The following is a 19,958-nucleotide window of genomic DNA, read 5'->3' as shown; positions in this document are numbered from 1 at the left end:
CCGACCCCTTACAGCTTCATCAGGCTGGCGTCGTCGACCGAGGCCGAGTGGCGGGAGCGGAACAGCGACACGATGATCGCGAGCCCGACCACGACTTCCGCGGCGGCGACGACCATCGTGAAGAAGGCGATGATCTGGCCGTCGAGGTTGCCGTGCATCCGGGAGAACGTGACGAGCGCGAGGTTGCAGGCGTTGAGCATCAGCTCCACGCACATGAACACCACGATCGCGTTCCGCCTGATCAGCACCCCGGAGGCGCCGATGGTGAACAAAAGGGCCGCGAGGTAGAGGTAGTTGACCGGATTCACTTGGCGACCTCCTCTTCGTCGTTGTCACGGCCCAGCCGCGCCCCCGAGCGCTGTTCCAGCGCCTTGAGGTCGGCCATTGCCTCGTTCGACACGTCGCGCATCTGGCCGCGCCGGCGCAGCGTCTGCATGACGGTGAGTTCGGACGGGGTGCCGTCCGGGAGCAGTCCCGCGATGTCCACCGCGTTGTGCCGGGCGTAGACACCCGGTGCGGGGAGCGGCGGGAGGTGGTTGCTGCGCACCCGGTCCTCGGACATCTCCCGCTGGGTCTTGGCCCGTTCGGTGCGCTCGCGGTGCGTGAGCACCATCGCGCCGACGGTCGCCGTGATCAGCAGGGCGCCGGTGATCTCGAAGGCGAAGACGTACTTGGTGAAGATGAGGTTGGCGAGCCCCTCGACGTTCCCCCCGTGCGCGGCGTTGGCGGTGCCGAGCCCGTTGAAGTTGCTCAGGGAGGCGTTGCCGATACCCGCGCAGAGCAGGATGCCGAAGCCGAGCCCGCATCCGGCGGCCAGCCAGCGCTGGCCCTTGAGCGTCTCCTTCAGCGAGTCCGCCGCCGTGACACCGACGAGCATGACCACGAAGAGGAACAGCATCATGATCGCGCCGGTGTAGACGACGATCTGGACGACACCGAGGAAGTACGCCCCGTTGGCGAGGTAGAACACCGCGAGGATGATCATGGTCGCGGCGAGCGACAGCGCGCTGTGCACGGCCTTCTTCATCAGGACGGTGGAGAGCGCGCCGATCACGGCGACCGTGGCGAGAATCCAGAACTGGACGGCCTCGCCGGTCGAGGTGGTGGAGGCCGCAGCGGCCAGGCCGGTCATGCGTCCACCTCCTCGTCCGCCGCGGCCTTCTCGTTCTCGCCCTTGGAGACCGCCGTCTGGCGCTCCGTGCCGGGCGCCGCCTCGGTCACCAGGCCCCGGTAGTAGTCCTGTTCGTCCATACCGGGGAAGATCGCGTGCGGACTGTCGACCATGCCTTCCTCCAGCCCGGCGAGCAGCTCGTCCTTGGTGTAGATGAGGCTCTCGCGGGTGGTGTTGGCGAGCTCGAAGTCGTTCGTCATCGTCAGCGCCCGCGTGGGGCACGCTTCGATGCACAGTCCGCAGAGAATGCAGCGGGCGTAGTTGATCTGGTAGACGCGGCCGTAGCGCTCACCCGGGGAGTAGCGCTCCTCCTCGGTGTTGTCCGCGCCCTCCACGTAGATCGCGTCGGCCGGACACGCCCAGGCGCACAGCTCACAGCCGATGCACTTCTCCAGGCCGTCCGGATGACGGTTGAGCTGATGCCGGCCGTGGAAGCGCGGCGCCGTCACCTTCGGCGTCTCCGGATACTGCTCCGTCAGCCGCTTCTTGAACATGGCCTTGAAGGTCACGCCGAAGCCGGCCACAGGATTCTGGAACTTCTCCCCTGAGGGCTCTGATGACTCAGACACCGTCAGCCTCCTTTCCGTCACTCGACTTCTCGTCACTGTGAGTATCCGACCCGCCACTGACAACGAGCTCGCGCTCACGGCGCGATCTGCGCCTCGGCACGGGCGGCAGGGCCTGTCCGGGCAGTGGCGGCACCGGGAATCCACCCGCCATCGGGTCGAACGCCGGCTCCGGTTCCGCCGCCGCGTCCGCCTCCTTGGCCTTGCGGTCGCGGAAGATGTCGACGACGAAGGAGATCAGCAGGATCGCGATCACGGCTCCGGCGACGTACAGCACGATCTTCGAGAAGTCGTAGCCCTCGTTGCGCAGCGCCCGGACGGTGGCGACGAGCATCAGCCAGACCACCGAGACCGGGATCAGGACCTTCCAGCCGAGCTTCATCAGCTGGTCGTAGCGCACACGGGGCAGCGTGCCGCGCAGCCAGATGAAGAAGAACAGCAGCAGCTGCACCTTGATGACGAACCAGAGCATCGGCCACCAGCCGTGGTTCGCGCCCTCCCAGAAGGTGCTGACCGGGTACGGAGCCCGCCAGCCGCCCAGGAACAGGGTCACGGAGACCGCGGAGACGGTCACCATGTTGACGTACTCGGCGAGCATGAACATCGCGAACTTGATCGACGAGTACTCGGTGTTGAAGCCACCGACGAGGTCGCCCTCGGACTCCGGCATGTCGAACGGCGCCCGGTTGGTCTCACCGACCATCGTGACGATGTAGATGATGAAGGAGACCGGCAGCAGGATGACGAACCAGCGGTCCTCCTGCGCCTCCACGATCTTCGAGGTCGACATCGACCCGGAGTAGAGGAAGACCGAGGCGAACGCGGCGCCCATCGCGATCTCGTAGCTGATCATCTGGGCGCAGGAACGCAGCCCGCCCAGCAGCGGGTACGTCGATCCGGAGGACCAGCCCGCCAGCACGATGCCGTAGATACCGACCGAGGCGACCGCGAGGATGTACAGCATCGCGATCGGCAGGTCGGTGAGCTGCATCGCCGTACGGTGCCCGAAGATCGAGACCTCGTTGTCCGCCGGGCCGAACGGGATCACCGCGATCGCCATGAACGCGGGGATGGCGGCGATGATCGGCGCCAGGACGTAGACGACCTTGTCCGCCCGCTTGACGATGACGTCTTCCTTCAGCATCAGCTTGATGCCGTCGGCGAGGGACTGGAGCATGCCCCACGGGCCGTGCCGGTTCGGCCCGATGCGCAGCTGCATCCAGGCGACGACCTTGCGCTCCCACACGATGGAGAAGAGCACGGTCACCATCAGGAACGCGAAGCAGAAGACCGCCTTGATGGCGACCAGCCACCACGGGTCGGTGCCGAACATCGAGAGATCCTCGGCGGCGAGCACCGCACCGTGCGGTGCCGCGGCGAGTCGATCGAGGCCAGTCACGCTCGCACCTCCGGTGAGTCTGCGGGGGTTCCGGCGGCGGGGCCGATCCGGACCGGACCGCCGGGCTGCGCACCCGTGTCGGCGGGGACGCCGCGCCCGACGGAGTTCAGCGGCACCCAGACCACCCGGTCCGGCATGACCGTGACGGCCAGCGGGAGTTCCACGGTGCCGACCGGACCGGTGACGGCCAGCAGGTCGCCGTCCTTCACCCCGGTCTCCGCCGCGGTGGCCGCCGACAGCCGGGCGACGGCCGCGTGCCGGGTCCCGGCCAGCGCCTCGTCGCCCTCCTGGAGCCGGCCCAGGTCGAGCAGCATCCGGTGACCCGCGAGGATCGCCTCGCCGTCGCCGGGCCTCGGCAGCGGACGGCCCGATTCGTGCGGGTCGGCCGCGTGGTCGCCCTGCCGGCCCCCGAGCCGGTCCAGCTCGCGCCGGGCCGCCCTCGGATCGGGCAGTGCCAGGTGCACGTCCATGGCGTCGGCCAGCATGTGCAGCACGCGCGCGTCGCTCGGGGCGAGCGTCCGCGTCATCTGGTCGGGCTTCAGCGCCGCTTCGAACATCCGGGCCCTGCCCTCCCAGTTGAGGAAGGTGCCGGGCTTCTCGGCGACCGCAGCGACCGGGAAGACCACGTCGGCCCGGTCCGTGACCGCGCTGGGCCGCAGCTCCAGCGAGACCAGGAAACCGACCTGGTCCAGCGCCTCCAGGGCGCGGGCCGGGTCGGGCAGGTCCTCGGTCCCGACGCCGGCGACGAGCAGGGCGCCCAGTTCACCGGTGGCCGCGGCCTCGACGATCTGGCCGGTGTCGCGGCCGTAGCGGGTGGGGAGTTCGGCGACGCCCCAGACGGAGGCGACCTCGTCCCTGGCCCGCGGGTCCGTCGCCGGACGGCCACCGGGCAGCAGCGAGGGCAGTGCGCCCGCCTCCACCGCGCCCCGTTCGCCGGCCCGCCTCGGAATCCAGACGAGCGTGGCGCCGGTGGCGGCGGCGGTACGTACGACGGCGCTCAGCGCGCCCGGCACTGCGGCCAGCCGCTCGCCGACGACGATCACCGAGCCGGAGCCGCGCAGCGCCTCGGCCGCGACGGCTCCGTCGCCGTCCAGTCCGACGCCGCCCGCGAGCGCGTCGAGCCACTCGGTCTCGGTGCCGGGGGCGGCGGGAAGGAGCGTGCCGCCCGCCTTCGTGAGACCGCGTGTGGCGTGCGTGGCGAGGGCGAAGGTCCGCTGGCCGTGCTTCCGGTTGGCCTTGCGCAGCCGCAGGAAGACGCCCGGGGCCTCCTCCTCGGACTCGAATCCGACGAGCAGGACGGCCGGGGCCTTCTCCAGCGAGGTGTACGTGACACCGCTGCCGTCCAGGTCACGGCCGCGCCCGGCCACGCGAGCGGCCAGGAAGTCGGCCTCCTCGCTGCTGTGGACACGGGCCCGGAAGTCGATGTCGTTCGTGTCGAGGGCGATCCGCGCGAACTTGCTGTACGCGTACACGTCCTCGATGGTCAGCCGGCCGCCGGTGAGGACGCCGGTACGGCCCCGGGCGGCGCCGAGCCCACGGGCCGCGGCCTCCAGTGCCTCGGGCCAGCTCGCCGGTTCCAGCACACCGTCCGCGGTGCGTACGAGCGGCGTGGTGAGCCGGTCGCGCTGCTGGGCGTACCGGAAGCCGAAGCGGCCCTTGTCGCAGAGCCACTCCTCGTTGACCTCGGGATCGTTGGAGGCGAGGCGCCGCATGACCTTGCCACGCCGGTGATCGGTGCGGGTGGCGCAGCCGCCCGCGCAGTGCTCGCACACCGAGGGCGTCGACACGAGGTCGAAGGGCCGGGAGCGGAATCGGTACGCCGCCGAGGTCAGCGCCCCGACCGGGCAGATCTGGATGGTGTTGCCGGAGAAGTACGACTCGAAGGGGTCGCCCTGTCCCGTACCGACCTGCTGGAGCGCGCCGCGCTCGATCAGCTCGATCATCGGGTCGCCCGCCACCTGGTTGGAGAACCGGGTGCAGCGCGCGCAGAGCACGCACCGCTCGCGGTCCAGCAGCACCTGGGTGGAGATCGGAACGGGCTTCTCGAACGTGCGCTTCTTCCCGTCGAACCGGGAGTCGCTGCCGCCGTGCGACATCGCCTGGTTCTGCAGCGGGCACTCGCCGCCCTTGTCGCAGACGGGGCAGTCCAGCGGGTGGTTGATGAGCAGCAGCTCCATCACACCCTTCTGGGCCTTCTCCGCGACGGGCGAGGTGAGCTGCGACCGCACGACCATGCCGTCGGTGCACGTGATGGTGCAGGACGCCATCGGCTTGCGCTGTCCCTCGACCTCGACGATGCACTGACGGCAGGCACCGGCGGGGTCGAGGAGCGGGTGGTCGCAGAAGCGCGGGATCTCGATGCCGAGGAGCTCGGCGGCCCGGATGACGAGGGTGCCCTTGGGCACACTGATCTCGATGCCGTCGATGGTCAGCGTGACAAGGTCCTCGGGCGGAACCGCCGCCTCGCCGCCCCCGGAGGGCGCACTCGTGGTGACTGTCATGCGTTCACCCCCCGGTGAGCGTTCTTGTCGTCGGCCCAGACGGTCGACTTGGCGGGATCGAAGGGGCAGCCCTTGCCCGTGATGTGCTGCTCGTACTCCTCGCGGAAGTACTTCAGCGAGGAGAAGATCGGCGAGGCGGCGCCGTCGCCGAGGGCACAGAAGGACTTGCCGTTGATGTTGTCGGCGATGTCGTTGAGCTTGTCCAGGTCCGACATCCGGCCCTTGCCCGCCTCGATGTCGCGGAGCAACTGGACCAGCCAGTAGGTGCCTTCGCGGCAGGGCGTGCACTTGCCGCAGGACTCGTGGGCGTAGAACTCGGTCCAGCGGGTGACGGCCCTGACCACACAGGTGGTCTCGTCGAAGCACTGGAGCGCCTTGGTCCCCAGCATGGAACCGGCGGCGCCGACGCCCTCGTAGTCGAGGGGGACGTCGAGGTGCTCCTCGGTGAACATCGGGGTGGACGATCCGCCGGGGGTCCAGAACTTCAGGCGGTGACCGGCCCGGATGCCGCCGCTCATGTCGAGCAGCTGCCGGAGGGTGATGCCCAGCGGGGCCTCGTACTGGCCGGGGCTGGTGACGTGCCCGCTCAGCGAGTACAGCGTGAAGCCCGGGGACTTCTCGCTGCCCATCGACTTGAACCAGTCCTTGCCGCGGTTCAGGATCGCGGGAACCGAGGCGATGGACTCGACGTTGTTCACCACAGTGGGGCAGGCGTACAGACCGGCGACCGCGGGGAAGGGCGGTCGCAGCCGAGGCTGGCCGCGCCGTCCTTCGAGCGAGTCGAGCAGTGCGGTTTCCTCACCGCAGATGTACGCGCCGGCGCCCGCGTGCACGGTGAGCTCCAGGTCGAGCCCGGAGCCCAGGATGTTCTTCCCGAGGTATCCGGCGGCGTACGCCTCGCGGACGGCCTCGTGAAGACGTCGCAGGACGGGGACGACTTCACCGCGCAGGTAGATGAAGGCGTGGGAGGAGCGGATCGCGTAGCAGGCGATCACCATGCCCTCGATGAGGCTGTGCGGGTTGGCGAAGAGGAGCGGGATGTCCTTGCAGGTCCCGGGCTCCGACTCGTCGGCGTTGACGACCAGGTAGTGCGGCTTGCCGTCGCCCTGCGGGATGAACTGCCACTTCATCCCGGTGGGGAAGCCGGCGCCGCCGCGTCCGCGCAGACCGGAGTCCTTGACGTACGCGATGAGGTCGTCCGGCGACATGGCGAGGGCCTTGCGCAGACCCTCGTACCCGTCGTGACGCCGGTAGGTCTCCAGGGTCCAGGAATCCGGCTGGTCCCAGAAGGCGGACAGGACCGGAGCCAGAAGCTTCTCGGGACTGGTCCCGTTCTTGTCGATCTCGGCGGCCAACGTCATCACTCCCCCTCCTCGGCGGCGGGACCGGCCGGGTGGTCCGGGTCGGAAGCCGAAGTCTGCTGCGGTGCGTCGTGGGAGCTGAGGTGCTCGGCACCCTTGTGCGGTTCGTCGCGCGGGACCTCGCCACGGGGGCCGACCACGCGCGCGTGCGGGGCCTCGCCCCTGGCGAGCTTCAGCCCGATGAGCGAGGCGGGGCCCGCCCCGCCGGTGGCCTCGACCGCGCCGGGGCGCTCGTCGGGGAATCCGGCGAGGATGCGGGCCGTGTCCTTGTAGGTGCACAGCGGAGCGCCGCGGGTGGGCTCGACGGTCCGGCCGGCGATGAGGTCGTCGACGAGCCGCGTCGCGCTCTCGGGCGTCTGGTTGTCGAAGAACTCCCAGTTCACCATCACGACGGGGGCGAAGTCGCAGGCCGCGTTGCACTCGATGTGCTCGAGGGTGACCTTGCCGTCCTCGGTCGTCTCGTCGTTGCCGACGCCCAGGTGCTCCTTGAGCCGGTCGAAGATGGCGTCGCCGCCCATGACCGCGCACAGGGTGTTGGTGCAGACACCGACCTGGTAGTCGCCGCTCGGCCTGCGCCGGTACATCGTGTAGAACGTCGCGACCGCGTTCACCTCGGCGGTGGTGAGGTCGAGGAGTTCGGCGCAGAAGGCCATGCCCGTACGGGAGACGTACCCCTCCTCGGACTGCACGAGGTGGAGCAGCGGCAGCAGCGCGGAGCGGCTGCCGGGGTAGCGGGCGATCACCTCCTTCGCGTCCGCTTCGAGCCGGGCGCGCACCTCGGCCGGATAGCCGGGGGCGGGGAGCTGCGGCATCCCCAGACTGACCTCTTGATTGGTACCGGTCACCGGTCGACGCCTCCCATCACGGGGTCGATGGACGCGACGGCGACGATGACGTCGGCGACCTGGCCGCCCTCGCACATCGCTGCCATGGCCTGAAGGTTGGTGAAGGACGGGTCACGGAAGTGGACCCGGTAGGGGCGGGTTCCGCCGTCCGACACGACGTGCACGCCGAGCTCGCCCTTGGGCGACTCGATGGCGGTGTACGTCTGTCCGGCCGGGACCCGGAAGCCCTCGGTCACCAGCTTGAAGTGGTGGATCAGGGCCTCCATGGAGGTGCCCATGATCTTCTTGATGTGGTCGAGCGAGTTGCCGAGTCCGTCCGGGCCGAGCGCGAGCTGCGCGGGCCAGGCGATCTTCTTGTCGGCGACCATGACCGGGCCCGGCGCGAGCCGGTCCAGGCACTGCTCGACGATCCGCAGCGACTGGCGCATCTCTTCCAGGCGGATGAGGAAGCGGCCGTAGGCGTCGCAGGTGTCCGCGGTGGGAACGTCGAACTCGTAGTTCTCGTAGCCGCAGTACGGGTCGCTCTTGCGCAGGTCGTGCGGGAGTCCGGCGGAGCGCAGGACGGGTCCGGTGGCACCGAGCGCCATGCAGCCGGTCAGGTCGAGATAGCCGACGTCCTGCATGCGGGCCTTGAAGATGGGGTTGCCGGTGGCGAGCTTGTCGTACTCCGGCAGGTTCTTCTTCATGGTCTTCACGAACTCGCGCAGCTGGTCGACCGCGCCCGGGGGCAGGTCCTGGGCGAGTCCGCCGGGCCGGATGAACGCGTGGTTCATCCGGAGGCCGGTGATCAGCTCGAAGAGATCGAGAACGAGTTCACGATCGCGGAAGCCGTAGATCATGATCGTGGTGGCGCCGAGCTCCATGCCGCCGGTGGCGATGCACACCAGGTGGGAGGAGATCCGGTTGAGCTCCATCAGCAGGACGCGCAGGACGGTGGCCCGGTCGGGGATCTGGTCCTCGATGCCGAGCAGCTTCTCGACGCCGAGGCAGTACGCCGCCTCGTTGAAGAACGGCGTCAGGTAGTCCATGCGCGTGACGAAGGTGGTGCCCTGCGTCCAGTTCCGGAATTCGAGGTTCTTCTCGATGCCGGTGTGGAGGTAGCCGATGCCGCAGCGGGCTTCGGTGACGGTCTCGCCGTCGATCTCCAGGATGAGCCTGAGCACGCCGTGCGTGGACGGGTGCTGGGGGCCCATGTTGACGATGATGCGCTCGTCGTCGGCCTTGACCGCCGACTCGACGACCTCGTCCCAGTCGCCGCCGGTGACTGTATATACAGTCCCCTCCGTCGTGGCGCGGGGAGTTGCGTGGGGAGTGGTCATCAGGAGTACGACCTCCGCTGGTCCGGAGCCGGGATCTGGGCGCCCTTGTACTCGACGGGGATGCCGCCGAGCGGATAGTCCTTGCGCTGCGGGAAGCCCTGCCAGTCGTCCGGCATCATGATCCGGGTCAGGGCCGGATGCCCGTCGAAGACGAGCCCGAAGAAGTCGTACGTCTCGCGCTCGTGCCAGTCGTTGGTCGGGTAGACCGCGACGAGGGACGGGATGTGCGGATCGCTGTCCGGGGCCGACACCTCCAGGCGGATCAGCCGGCCGTGGGTGAGCGAGCGCAGGTGGTAGACGGCGTGCAGCTCGCGGCCCTTGTCCCCGAGGAAGTGGACGCCGCTGACGCCCGTACAGAGCTCGAAGCGCAGGGCCGGGTCGTCGCGCAGGGTCCTGGCGACCTGGACGAGATGTTCCCGGGCGATGTGGAAGGTGAGTTCGTCCCGGTCGACGACGGTCTTCTCGATGGCGTTGGCGGGAAGCAGGTCCTGTTCCTCCAGGGCCCCCTCGAGCTCGTCCGCCACTTCGTCGAACCAGCCGCCGTACGGGCGGGCCGTGGCCCCCGGGAGGGTCACGGTGCGGACGAGACCGCCGTAGCCGGAGGTGTCGCCGCCGTTGGCGGCGCCGAACATCCCCTTGCGTACGCCGATGACGTCGCCGGTGTCCTCGCGCGGGGCGGGCACCTGACCGTTGTCGGTGTTCTGCTCGTCGCTCATCGCAGCAGCCCCTTCATCTCGATGAGGGGGAGTGCCTTGAGGGCCGCCTCCTCCGCCTCGCGGGCGGCTTCCTCCGCGTTGACCCCGAGCTTGGAGCCCTGGATCTTCTGGTGGAGTTTGAGGATGGCGTCGATCAGCATCTCGGGACGCGGCGGGCATCCCGGCAAATAGATATCAACCGGCACAATATGATCAACACCCTGCACAATGGCGTAGTTGTTGAACATTCCGCCCGATGATGCGCAAACCCCCATGGAGATGACCCACTTGGGGTTCGGCATCTGGTCGTAGACCTGCCGCAGGACGGGCGCCATCTTCTGGCTGACCCGTCCGGCGACGATCATCAGATCGGCCTGCCGCGGCGAGCCGCGGAAGACCTCCATACCGAAACGGGCCAGGTCGTAGCGCCCGGCCCCGGTCGTCATCATCTCGATGGCGCAGCAGGCGAGGCCGAAGGTGGCGGGGAAGACGGAGGACTTCCGCACCCAGCCGGCGGCCTCTTCCACCGTGGTCAGCACAAAGCCGCTTGGCAGTTTCTCTTCGAGTCCCATGGTGCCCCTCAGCCCCTCAGTCCCATTCCAGGCCGCCGCGGCGCCATACATACGCGTAGGCGACGAAGACGGTGAGCACGAAGAGCAGCATCTCGACGAGCCCGAAGATCCCCAGGGCGTCGAAGGTGACCGCCCAGGGATAGAGGAAGACGATCTCGATGTCGAAGACGATGAAAAGCATCGCCGTCAGGTAGTACTTGATCGGGAAACGGCCGCCTCCGGCTGGAGTGGGGGTGGGTTCGATACCGCACTCGTACGCTTCGAGCTTTGCTCGGTTGTACCGCTTTGGGCCGATAAGCGTGGCCATGACCACGGAGAAGATCGCAAACCCTGCCCCGAGGGCGCCGAGCACGAGGATGGGCGCGTAGGCATTCACGCTCCTCGCTCCTTCCAGTCGTCCTTGACCGTTGGACCGCATCGGGCGACCGGCTCGCCACCTCACCAAGATCGTGCACATGTGAGGCAGTTCACAAGCCCGACTGCCCCGCATCCTATGCCTGCCGTCCTGTGATCTGCGACACGGGGTACGACAACGTCTTTGTGATCTCCACCACCTGACGAAGGATCATGAAGCCGGATGAGGGGTGATCTTCGTACGCGAAGCGGCCGAGTGATCACGAGACGTGACATCTGATGCGGTTACCGCTGGTCAAAGCCCTGCCGCGATATCAACCGAGCGGGCGCTCAGGCAAATTGGAGATGGACGACGCGGGGTGGTAAAGGGCCCCGCGGCATCCCGCGCTCACCCGGAAGAGGGGTTCGCGGGGTGCGATGTGGACATGTGCATCCATTCACGAACTTCCGGACGTACGAGCGACGCCCACGCGGTCGGCCCACCCCGCCCTGACGGCCCGTCAGTCGACTCACGAGGACCCCACTCGGCGCATCCACCGTCGGCCCGGCCGGTTGCCCGCCATGGCCGAGTCATGCCGTGACCTGCGTCACACCACACGCGCTTCAACTAAAGCGGGCTTGGCCATCGGTGTGAACGGATGGTAAGCGCCGGGCAATTCGGACGTATTACTGAAAGCTGGTGATCACAGCGGTGATCGCGCATGCCCGATTTGCCCGTTACGGCGTCAATAAGGGCCATCAGAAAGCGGATTCACAGGTTCCGGACGTAACTGTGTCGCAACACACGTTTCTTGAAGGGACCCCGGATGCCCTGATAGCGCTAGTCCTCATGTCCCATACCGCTCACATACCCAGCCACCGGAAGCCCCGTCAGAGTGCCTCGAAGACGGCACTGCGAGCCGGAGTTGCCGGTGGCGTCCTCAGCACCATCGCGGTCGCCGGTGCCGCCGGCCCGGCCCAGGCCGAGCCGGTGACCCAGACCATCGAGATGCCCACCATCACCTCCGGGCTCTCCCCCGCCGTCGCGGCGTCCGCAGAGGCCACGCAGCAGGTCGCCCTCGACCTGGAGACGCAGGCCTACGAGGACGCCGCAGCGGAGACCGCCGCCAAGAAGGCCAAGACGGCCAAGGCGGAGGCGGTACGCAAGGCTGAGGCGAAGAAGAAGGCGGAGGCCGCGGCGAAGGCCAGGGCCGAGGCCGCCGAGGAGGCCGCCGAGCGCGCCTCCCGCACCGCCGAGCGCACGACGCTCAGCGCCTCCACCGGCTCCTCCGCGCCCTCGTACTCCTCGTCGAGCGCCACGGGCTCCGCAGCCGCTGTCGTGGCCTTCGCCAAGGCCCAGGTCGGCGACGCGTACGTGCCCGGTGGCACGGGCCCCAACTCGTGGGACTGCTCCGGGCTCGTCCAGGCCGCGTTCAAGTCGGTCAACATCGACCTGCCGCGCGTCTCGCAGAGCCAGTCGACCGTCGGTACCCAGGTCTCGCTGAGCAACCTCCAGCCGGGCGACATCCTGTACTGGGGCAGCGCGGGCAGCGCGTACCACGTCGCGATCTACGTCGGCGGCGGCGAGTTCGTCGGCGCGCAGAACTCCAGCACGGGCACCGTGCAGCGCTCGCTGGACTACGACATGCCGACCGGTGCGGTCCGCGTTCTCTGATTCACAAGCGCACCCGCACGCCTGAACACGGCTCAGGGCCGCCACTCCCCCGCTCGGGAGTGGCGGCCCTTCGTCGTGCACGGGTCCGGTCAGCGCGTGGCGCAGTAGCCGGTGTGGACACCACTGTTGTCGAAGCGCGGCCACTCGAGCTTGTCACGGCTCTCCGAGCCGTAGATCCCGTCGACCCCCGCGCCGGCCTGGCCCTGTGCGTACTTGAGGGCCGACTTCGTGGCCGGGCCGAACTCACCGTCCACCGTGATGCTCCGCCCGTAGCAGATCTTCAGGGCGTTCTGCAGCGCCGCGACGTGAAGGCCGGTGGCTCCCTCGCCCATCGTGCAGGAGATGCTGGACCCGGCTCCCGGCAGCCGGATATAGGTGGTGGAGGTCTTCGTGATCTTCACCCACGTCGTGCAGTAGGCCAGCGCGGCGAGCCGGGACTCCTGCGCGGTGGCCGATCCGGAGACGGGTGCCGCGACCGCGGCCGGGGCCGCGGCTCCGAGCCCGGCGAACAGGACGGCGGCGCTTCCCCACGCCGCGAGCTTGCGCTTCATGTGATTCCCCCTGGACGAGATGTTCACGAACGGCCGTTCGGGCCCTGCGGCCCGGGTGTCCGTGTGCTGTGCGTCCACCATCGCCGAGCGGCGCCGGGCCGGGCCATGCTGTTGCGCCTGGGTGCAAAGGCCGAGCTCATCGGGGGAAACGAGATGCGCGCCGTCCGGTTCGGCGACGGTCGGGGACCGGCCGGTCGCGTACCTCCCGGACCACCGCCCCCTCCCGCGCCTTCCCGTCACCGGTCCGTACGAGGGCCAGCAGCGCCGACAGGGTGAGCGCCGCCGCCGTCAGGAGCACGCTGACCCAGACCGGTGCGCGGAAGCCGAAGCCCGCGCCGAGGGCCAGGCCGCCGAGCCACGGGCCCAGCGCGGCGCCGACGTTGAAGGCGGCGGTGGCGAAGGAGCCGGCCAGGGTCGGGGCGCCGGGGGCCAGCCGGATGGCCCGGGTGATCAGCGCCGTCCCCGTGGCGAAGGCCAGTGCGCCCTGGAGGAGCACCAGGACGAGGGCCGCCACCGGATGGCCCGCCGTGAGCGCGAGCGCCGCCCAGCCGAGGGCCAGCGCGATCGTGCCGGCGGCGACGAGCGCGCCCGGCCGGGTGTCCGCGACCCGGCCCGCGACGGTGACGCCGAGGAAGGAGCCCACGCCGAAGAGCGCGAGGACGGCGGGCACCCACCCCGGGCCGACGCCGGTGACGCGGGTGACCAGCGGTTCCAGGTAGGAGAAGGTGCAGAACGTCGCGCCCTGGACGAGCGCCATGACGGCCAGGGTCAACAGGAGCCGCGGGCTGCGCAGGGACCCCAGTTCACCGCGGGCGCCGGTGGTCCCGAGATCGGGCCGGCCGGCCGGTACCGCCACGGCAAGGGCGACGAGGGCCGGTACGGAGACGAGGGCCACCGCCCAGAAGGCCGACCGCCAGCCCCAGAGTTCGCCGAGCGCCGCCCCGGCCGGGACTCCGACGACGCAGGCGACGGTGACCCCGCCGACCACGACGGCGGTGGCCCGCGCCCTGGCGTGCGGCTCCACAGCGGCCAGGGCGGTCATCAGGGCGACGGCCCAGAACCCGGCGTTCGCCAGGGCCCCGACGACCCGGGTCGCGAGCAGCACCCCGTACCCCGGGGTGAGCGCCCCGACCACATGGACGGCGACGAAGACGGAGAGGAAGAGCAGCAGCGCGCGGCGCCGGGGCCAGGTGCGGCTGAGCAGCGCGGTGAGCGGCGCTCCGATCACCATCCCGATGGCGAACGCCGAGGTGAGCAGCCCGGCGGCGGGGAGGGACACCCCCAGATCGGTGGCGATGCCGGAGACCAGACCGGACAGCATGAACTCCGAAGTGCCCTGGGCGAAGACCGCCAGCCCGAGCACGTAGACGACGAATGGCATGAAGAGGACCCCTTGGACGGAACCGTCGGTGGAACGACCGGTGTGCGAGGGGGTGGGCCGCGCCCGCGGAGCCGACAGCGGTCGGAGTCCGGCGGCAACGCGGTGGAACGCCCGGCCGCCCCAGGGCGGCCGGGCGTGACTCGGCCACGGACGACGTGGCGAGGAGAGGGAAACGCACGGCCCACACCGCGAGGGCCCGGCCGTGGGCGGGGACGCCGTCGCCGAGGTCCGCGACCGCGGGGGTCGCTCGGTTCGGTGCGGCAGAGTCCCGGCCACCGGCGGACCGGTGGCTACCGTCTGTCCGACTCGGGGGTCGACATGGGCCGGACGCTACCAGGGCGGCGTCCGGGCCTCCACCGCTTTCGGCCACGGAGAGATCAGGCCACTGTCGGCGAAGCGGGAGGCAGCCGGTTGGCATGAGCAGGCAAACTGGAGCGCATGGCCGACAGCGCTCTCTGGATCGCCTCGCTCACCGCGGGCACCGCAGTCCTCGCGAGCTGGGTGACCAGCCGGGGTACGGCCCAGGCCGCCAGGACGCAGGCCGAAGCCGCCGCGAACACGCAGCGCGGCGTCCGCATCCGGGAGACCCGCAGGGCCGCGTACGTGAGTCTCATCGAGCAGGCCCACCGCATGGCCGACCTGTACTGGCGGGTCTCGGACATCCACGAGTCCGCAGCCCCCGACGCCCGCACCCCCGAACTGCGGGAGGTCCGGAGCCGGCTGCGCGAGGAGTACAGCAAGCTGCGCCACTTCGTCTGGGTGGTGGCGCTCGAAGGCCCCGACCACGTCGCCGAGGCGGCGGAGCAGCTGCGGCTCGCGACCCAGCCGCCGTTCAGGGCGCTGGAGGCGTCGATCGCGGGCGATGCCGGCGCCGCCCGTGAGTTCGACGCCGGCTACGACCCGTTCTGGAAGTCGGTCCTGACCTTCGTCGCCACCGCGAAGACCGCGGTGCACGACATGTGACGGCAGGGCCGCCCGGTCAGGACTTCGGCGACACCTTCGACAGTCCGTTGATGATGCGGTCCATCGCGTCGCCGCCCGTCGGGTCGGTCAGGTTGGCGAGCATCTTCAGGGTGAACTTCATCAGGACCGGGTGGGTCAGGCCGCGTTGCGTCGCGATCTTCATGACCTTCGGGTTGCCGATGAGCTTCACGAAGGCGCGGCCCATCGTGTAGTACCCGCCGTAGGTCTCCTTGAGGACCTTCGGGTAGTTGTTCAGGGCCAGTTCGCGCTGGGCGGGGGTCGCGCGGGCGTGGGCCTGGACGATGACGTCCGCGGCGATCTGGCCCGACTCCATGGCGTACGCGATGCCCTCGCCGTTGAACGGGTTGACCATGCCGCCCGCGTCACCGACCAGGAGCAGGCCCTTGGTGTAGTGCGGCTGGCGGTTGAAGGCCATCGGGAGGGCCGCGCCGCGGATCGGCATCGTCATGTTCTCGGGGGTGTAGCCCCAGTCCTCGGGCATCGAGGCGCACCACGCCTTGAGGACCTCGCGCCAGTCCAGCTCCTTGAAGGCGGAGGAGGAGTTGAGGATGCCGAGGCCGACGTTGGACGTACCGTCGCCCATGCCGAAGATCCAGCCGTAGCCCGGCAGCAGCCGGTCCTCGGCGCCGCGGCGGTCCCACAGCTCCAGCCAGGACTCCAGGTAGTCGTCGTCGTGGCGGGGCGAGGTGAAGTACGTACGCACCGCGACGCCCATCGGGCGGTCCTCGCGCCGGTGCAGACCCATCGCGAGGGAGAGCCGGGTGGAGTTGCCGTCGGCGGCGACGACGAGCGGGGCGTGGAAGGTGACTTCGGTCTTCTCCTCGCCGAGCTTCGCGTTCACGCCCGTGATGCGGCCGGTGCGCTCGTCGAGGATCGGGGCGCCGACGTTGCAGCGCTCGTAGAGCCGCGCGCCCGCCTTCTGCGCCTGCCGGGCCAGTTGTTCGTCGAAGTCGTCGCGCTTGCGGACCAGACCGTAGTCCGGGTACGAGGCGAGATCCGGCCAGTCCAGCTGGAGGCGGACGCCGCCGCCGATGATGCGCAGGCCCTTGTTGCGGAGCCAGCCGGCCTCTTCGGAGATGTCGATGCCCATGGAGACGAGCTGCTTGGTGGCGCGGGGCGTGAGGCCGTCGCCGCAGACCTTCTCGCGGGGGAAGGCGGTCTTCTCCAGGAGGAGCACGTCCAGCCCGGCCTTGGCGAGGTAGTACGCGGTCGTGGAGCCGGCTGGGCCCGCCCCGACGACGATCACATCCGCGCTGTGTTCGGAGAGGGGCTCGGTCACGGTCGGATCTCCCGAAGACTCGAAATCGCGTGCCGCTCGGCACAGGTCCCATGCAGTCTATGGGGGCATGCCGGTCAACTTCCCGAAGGGCTCCCCGATGCCGATCGCGCCTGGTCCGACCCCCGCCGTACGTCTGCGTGTACCGACCGACGAGGACGCCCTCGCCTGGCACCGGGTGTTCGCCGACCCCGAGGTGATGGAGTTCCTGGGCGGCAGGCCGGCGGAGTTCTCGGTGTACGAGGAGCTGACCGCCCGGCAGCGCCGGCACGACGCGGAGCTCGGCCTCTGTCTGTGGACCGTCCTGGACGACACGGACACGGTGCTCGGCTTCACCGGCGCCCAGCCGTGGCCGCACACCGGCTACGGCCCGGTCGGTGAGATCGAGATCGGCTGGCGGCTGGGGCGGGCGGCCTGGGGCCGGGGGTACGCGACCGCCGCCGCCCGCGCCACGCTGGAGCGGGTCCGTGCGGCGGGGGTGACGGAGGTGGTCGCGATGGTGGACGCGCGCAACGCGCGCTCGCTCGCGGTCGCCCGGCGTCTCGGCATGCGGCAGGCCGAGACCTTCACTACTCCGGTGCCGGGGCAGCAGGCGTACTGCTTCCGGCTGGAGCTGTGAGGGGACCGGAGGTCAGCGGCGTACGCCCCGGTGCAGCGCCACCACTCCACCGGTGAGGTTGCGCCAGGCGACGTCGGACCAGCCGGCCTTCTGGAGCAGCCCGGCCAGGCCCGCCTGGTCGGGCCAGGCGCGGATGGACTCGGCGAGGTAGACGTACGCGTCGGGGTTGGAGGACACCGCGCGGGCGACCGGCGGCAGGGCGCGCATCAGGTACTCGGTGTAGACCGTGCGGAACGGCGCCCACGTCGGCTGGGAGAACTCGCAGATCACCACGCGCCCGCCGGGCTTGGTCACCCGGTACAGCTCGCGCAGCGCCTGCTCGGTCTCCTGGACGTTGCGCAGCCCGAAGGAGATCGTCACGGCGTCGAAGGTCTCGTCGCGGAAGGGCAGTTTCGTCGCGTCGCCCGCGGTGAAGGGCAGCCAGGAGTTGCGCTTCTTGCCCTCCCGGAGCATGCCGATCGAGAAGTCGCACGGCACGACGTAGGCACCGGTCGCGGCGAACGGCAGCGAGGACGTCGCCGTGCCCGCGGCGAGGTCGAGGATCTTCTCGGCCGGCCGCGCGTGCACGGCCTTCGCGACCTCCTTGCGCCACAGCCGGGCCTGGCCGAGCGAGAGCACATCGTTGGTGAGGTCGTACTTCGCCGCCACGTCGTCGAACATCGAGGCGACTTCGTGCGGCTGCTTTTCCAGGGATGCTCGGGTCACCCGCCCATTCAAGCAGCCCACCCCCTCCTGATCCGCAGCGGCCGGGCGGCTTCAACCTTTCGGGTCCGGGAGCGCTCAGTACAGGGGCGGGACCATGCTGAGCCGCACGGCGCGCACCCCAACCCGTACGTTCAGGAGGCGCGGAACACCAGGCGCCCGCCGAGCACCGTGGCGACGCAGCTGCCCGCGCCCTCCGCGGTCAGCTGCTCCGCGTCCCGGACCGCGAAGACCGCCAGGTCGGCGGGGGCGCCGACCTCCGGCGTCCCCGCGAACGCGTCCGCCGCCTCCCGTACCCCCGCCAGGGGGTCCAGCGAGAGCCGGCCGGTTCCGTCCCCCGGGCGCGGAGGGTGGAGGCGCAGTCCCGAGCGGACGACGACGGTGCGCACGGCGGGGCGGGTGAAGGTTCCGGCGACGGCGGTCGTGCCGTGGCGCAGCATCCTCTGCAGCCCGCGCCGGGCGCTGGCGCCCCACCGGGCGTCGTCCATGCCGAGCGCGGCGACCGCGTCCCCGGTCAGCGGTTCGGTGCCGAGCACGTCCGCCTCGCGGGGGTCGGGGTGGTAGACGGTCTCCAGCAGGGCCGCCGCCCCCACGTTCACCAGGCCGGGGGTGAGCAGCCCGGACCAGCGCCGCACCCGCGCCGACGGACGGGCGGCGGTCAGCTCCGCGTACGGTCCGACGGCGACGACCACACCGCCGTCCACGGCCACGGAGTCCGCCCCCTGCGGGGCGCCGAGCACCGCGTCGGCGGCGTGGATCGTCAGCAAGACGGCAAAGGCCCTTAGTTGGCGCTGAGGAGCTTCAGCTCCGGGTGGGCCGTGCCGCCCTCGATGGCGGTGGACGAGATGTGCGAGACGACGCGCTCGTCGACCGGGTCGTTCGCCGGGTCGTCGTGCACGACGAGGTGCTCGTACGTCGTGGCGCGCTGGGCGGGGACCCGGTCCGCCTTGCGGATCAGGTCGATGATCTCCAGGCGGTTGGAGCGGTGCTTCGCACCGGCGGAGGAGACGACGTTCTCCTCCAGCATGATCGAGCCGAGGTCGTCCGCCCCGTAGTGCAGGGAGAGCTGGCCGACCTCCTTGCCGGTGGTCAGCCAGGAGCCCTGGATGTGGGCGACGTTGTCGAGGAAGAGCCGCGCGATGGCGATCATCCGCAGGTACTCGAAGAGCGTGGCCTGCGTCTGTCCCTTCAGCTTGTTGTTCTCCGGCTGGTACGTGTACGGGATGAACGCGCGGAAGCCGCCCGTGCGGTCCTGCACGTCCCGGATCATGCTCAGGTGCTCGATGCGCTCGGCGTTGGTCTCGCCGGTGCCCATCAGCATGGTGGAGGTGGACTCGACACCGAGGCCGTGGGCGATCTCCATGATCTCCAGCCAGCGCTCGCCGGACTCCTTGAGCGGGGCGATCGCGGTGCGCGGCCGGGCGGGCAGCAGTTCGGCGCCCGCGCCCGCGAAGGAGTCGAGACCGGCGGCGTGGATGCGCCGGATGGCCTCCTCGGCGGACACCTTGGAGATCCGGGCCATGTGCTCGATCTCGGAGGCGCCGAGGGAGTGGATGACCAGCTGGGGGTACGCCTTCTTGATGGCGGAGAAGTGCGTCTCGTAGTACTCGACGCCGTAGTCCGGGTGGTGGCCGCCCTGGAACATGATCTGGGTGCCGCCCAGTTCGACGGTCTCCGCGCAGCGGCGCAGGATGTCGTCGAGGTCGCGGGTCCAGCCCTTGTCCGTGTCCTTGGGCGCCGCGTAGAAGGCGCAGAACTTGCACGCGGTGACACACACGTTGGTGTAGTTGATGTTGCGCTCGATGATGTACGTGGCGATGTGCTCCGTACCCGCGTAACGGCGCCGGCGTACGGCGTCGGCCGCCGCTCCCAGCGCGTGCAGCGGTGCCGACCGGTAGAGGTCGAGCGCCTCCTCCGGGGAGATCCGCCCACCCTCGGCGGCGCGGTCGAGGACGGTCTGAAGGTCGGCCTTCTCGGTCACCGGGCTGTCACCTTTCGGTGGTTTTAC

The 19,958-nt window shown here is 69.9% G+C and carries 20 protein-coding genes; 3 read left to right on the top strand and 17 right to left on the bottom strand.

Going from position 1 to position 19,958, the window contains the following annotated elements; all coding sequences use genetic code 11:
- Positions 1 to 8: 8 nt before the first annotated feature.
- From nuoK to OG230_RS20915, 11 genes are read right to left on the bottom strand one after another with little or no spacing between them, the layout of a single operon-like run.
- Entirely contained in the window at positions 9 to 308 is a 300-nt protein-coding gene (gene nuoK / locus OG230_RS20965) for an NADH-quinone oxidoreductase subunit NuoK (RefSeq protein WP_185299156.1), read from the bottom strand.
- Positions 305 to 1,132, bottom strand: coding sequence for an NADH-quinone oxidoreductase subunit J (locus OG230_RS20960; RefSeq protein ID WP_328905263.1), 828 nt, complete (start codon positions 1,130 to 1,132; stop codon positions 305 to 307). Before OG230_RS20960 ends, nuoK begins: the two co-directional genes overlap by 4 nt.
- Entirely contained in the window at positions 1,129 to 1,740 is a 612-nt protein-coding gene (nuoI, locus tag OG230_RS20955) for an NADH-quinone oxidoreductase subunit NuoI (protein ID WP_328905262.1), read from the bottom strand. The genes OG230_RS20960 and nuoI overlap by 4 nt, the downstream gene beginning before the upstream one ends.
- Positions 1,733 to 3,136, bottom strand: coding sequence for an NADH-quinone oxidoreductase subunit NuoH (gene nuoH / locus OG230_RS20950; RefSeq protein WP_328905261.1), 1,404 nt, complete (start codon positions 3,134 to 3,136; stop codon positions 1,733 to 1,735). Before nuoH ends, nuoI begins: the two co-directional genes overlap by 8 nt.
- Positions 3,133 to 5,637, bottom strand: coding sequence for an NADH-quinone oxidoreductase subunit G (locus OG230_RS20945; RefSeq protein WP_328905260.1), 2,505 nt, complete (start codon positions 5,635 to 5,637; stop codon positions 3,133 to 3,135). The genes nuoH and OG230_RS20945 overlap by 4 nt, the downstream gene beginning before the upstream one ends.
- A complete protein-coding gene (nuoF, locus tag OG230_RS20940; RefSeq protein WP_328905259.1) occupies positions 5,634 to 6,998 on the bottom strand; it encodes an NADH-quinone oxidoreductase subunit NuoF in 1,365 nt (454 codons plus the stop codon). The genes OG230_RS20945 and nuoF overlap by 4 nt, the downstream gene beginning before the upstream one ends.
- Positions 6,998 to 7,810, bottom strand: a complete 813-nt coding sequence (gene nuoE / locus OG230_RS20935) for an NADH-quinone oxidoreductase subunit NuoE (protein WP_328911471.1) — start codon at positions 7,808 to 7,810, stop codon at positions 6,998 to 7,000. The genes nuoF and nuoE overlap by 1 nt, the downstream gene beginning before the upstream one ends.
- 29 nt (positions 7,811 to 7,839) lie before the next feature.
- Complete coding sequence (locus tag OG230_RS20930) at positions 7,840 to 9,162, bottom strand: NADH-quinone oxidoreductase subunit D (RefSeq protein ID WP_328905258.1); 1,323 nt, start codon at positions 9,160 to 9,162, stop codon at positions 7,840 to 7,842.
- Positions 9,162 to 9,878 carry an NADH-quinone oxidoreductase subunit C gene (locus OG230_RS20925; RefSeq protein WP_328905257.1) on the bottom strand — a complete coding sequence of 239 codons (717 nt, stop codon included), beginning with the start codon at positions 9,876 to 9,878 and terminating at the stop codon, positions 9,162 to 9,164. The genes OG230_RS20930 and OG230_RS20925 overlap by 1 nt, the downstream gene beginning before the upstream one ends.
- Complete coding sequence (locus tag OG230_RS20920) at positions 9,875 to 10,429, bottom strand: NuoB/complex I 20 kDa subunit family protein (protein WP_328905256.1); 555 nt, start codon at positions 10,427 to 10,429, stop codon at positions 9,875 to 9,877. The genes OG230_RS20925 and OG230_RS20920 overlap by 4 nt, the downstream gene beginning before the upstream one ends.
- Before the next feature lie 16 nt (positions 10,430 to 10,445).
- Positions 10,446 to 10,805 (bottom strand): NADH-quinone oxidoreductase subunit A, encoded by a 360-nt coding sequence (locus OG230_RS20915; RefSeq protein ID WP_003992243.1) that lies wholly within the window; start codon positions 10,803 to 10,805, stop codon positions 10,446 to 10,448.
- A gap of 807 nt (positions 10,806 to 11,612) precedes the next feature.
- Here OG230_RS20915 and OG230_RS20910 point away from each other — a divergent pair.
- On the top strand, positions 11,613 to 12,437 hold the full coding sequence (locus OG230_RS20910) for a C40 family peptidase (protein WP_328905255.1): 825 nt from the start codon (positions 11,613 to 11,615) through the stop codon (positions 12,435 to 12,437).
- A gap of 89 nt (positions 12,438 to 12,526) precedes the next feature.
- On the opposite strand, the gene OG230_RS20905 is transcribed toward OG230_RS20910, so the two are convergent.
- Together OG230_RS20905 and OG230_RS20900 are read right to left on the bottom strand one after the other, a co-directional pair.
- Positions 12,527 to 12,988 (bottom strand): peptidoglycan-binding domain-containing protein, encoded by a 462-nt coding sequence (locus OG230_RS20905; protein ID WP_328905254.1) that lies wholly within the window; start codon positions 12,986 to 12,988, stop codon positions 12,527 to 12,529.
- 136 nt (positions 12,989 to 13,124) lie between these two features.
- Complete coding sequence (locus tag OG230_RS20900; RefSeq protein WP_328905253.1) at positions 13,125 to 14,369, bottom strand: Cmx/CmrA family chloramphenicol efflux MFS transporter; 1,245 nt, start codon at positions 14,367 to 14,369, stop codon at positions 13,125 to 13,127.
- Positions 14,370 to 14,807: 438 nt separating this feature from the next.
- Between OG230_RS20900 and OG230_RS20895 the strand changes: the two genes are divergently transcribed.
- A complete protein-coding gene (locus OG230_RS20895; protein WP_328905252.1) occupies positions 14,808 to 15,332 on the top strand; it encodes a hypothetical protein in 525 nt (174 codons plus the stop codon).
- A gap of 16 nt (positions 15,333 to 15,348) precedes the next feature.
- On the opposite strand, the gene OG230_RS20890 is transcribed toward OG230_RS20895, so the two are convergent.
- The gene (locus OG230_RS20890; protein WP_328905251.1) at positions 15,349 to 16,632 is read right to left on the bottom strand and encodes a geranylgeranyl reductase family protein; all 1,284 of its coding nucleotides are present in this window, start codon (positions 16,630 to 16,632) and stop codon (positions 15,349 to 15,351) included.
- Positions 16,633 to 16,729: 97 nt separating this feature from the next.
- On the opposite strand from OG230_RS20890, the gene OG230_RS20885 reads away from it, so the two are divergent.
- Entirely contained in the window at positions 16,730 to 17,248 is a 519-nt protein-coding gene (locus OG230_RS20885) for a GNAT family N-acetyltransferase (protein ID WP_328905250.1), read from the top strand.
- A gap of 12 nt (positions 17,249 to 17,260) precedes the next feature.
- Here OG230_RS20885 and OG230_RS20880 read toward each other — a convergent pair whose 3' ends face one another.
- The 3 genes from OG230_RS20880 to mqnC all read right to left on the bottom strand — a co-directional run bounded on the left by OG230_RS20880 (position 17,261) and on the right by mqnC (position 19,931).
- A complete protein-coding gene (locus OG230_RS20880) occupies positions 17,261 to 17,953 on the bottom strand; it encodes a demethylmenaquinone methyltransferase (protein ID WP_328905249.1) in 693 nt (230 codons plus the stop codon).
- Positions 17,954 to 18,084: 131 nt separating this feature from the next.
- A complete protein-coding gene (locus tag OG230_RS20875; RefSeq protein WP_328905248.1) occupies positions 18,085 to 18,717 on the bottom strand; it encodes an imidazolonepropionase-like domain-containing protein in 633 nt (210 codons plus the stop codon).
- A 14-nt stretch (positions 18,718 to 18,731) separates the two neighbouring features.
- Positions 18,732 to 19,931: a cyclic dehypoxanthinyl futalosine synthase gene (gene mqnC, locus OG230_RS20870; RefSeq protein WP_328905247.1), complete on the bottom strand. Its 1,200-nt coding sequence runs from the start codon at positions 19,929 to 19,931 to the stop codon at positions 18,732 to 18,734.
- Positions 19,932 to 19,958 lie beyond the last annotated feature (27 nt).

Source organism: Streptomyces sp. NBC_00234 (assembly GCF_036195325.1).
Lineage (GTDB): Bacteria > Actinomycetota > Actinomycetes > Streptomycetales > Streptomycetaceae > Streptomyces.
Note: the sequence above shows the minus strand (reverse complement) of the source record. Positions and strands in the feature narration are given on the sequence as shown.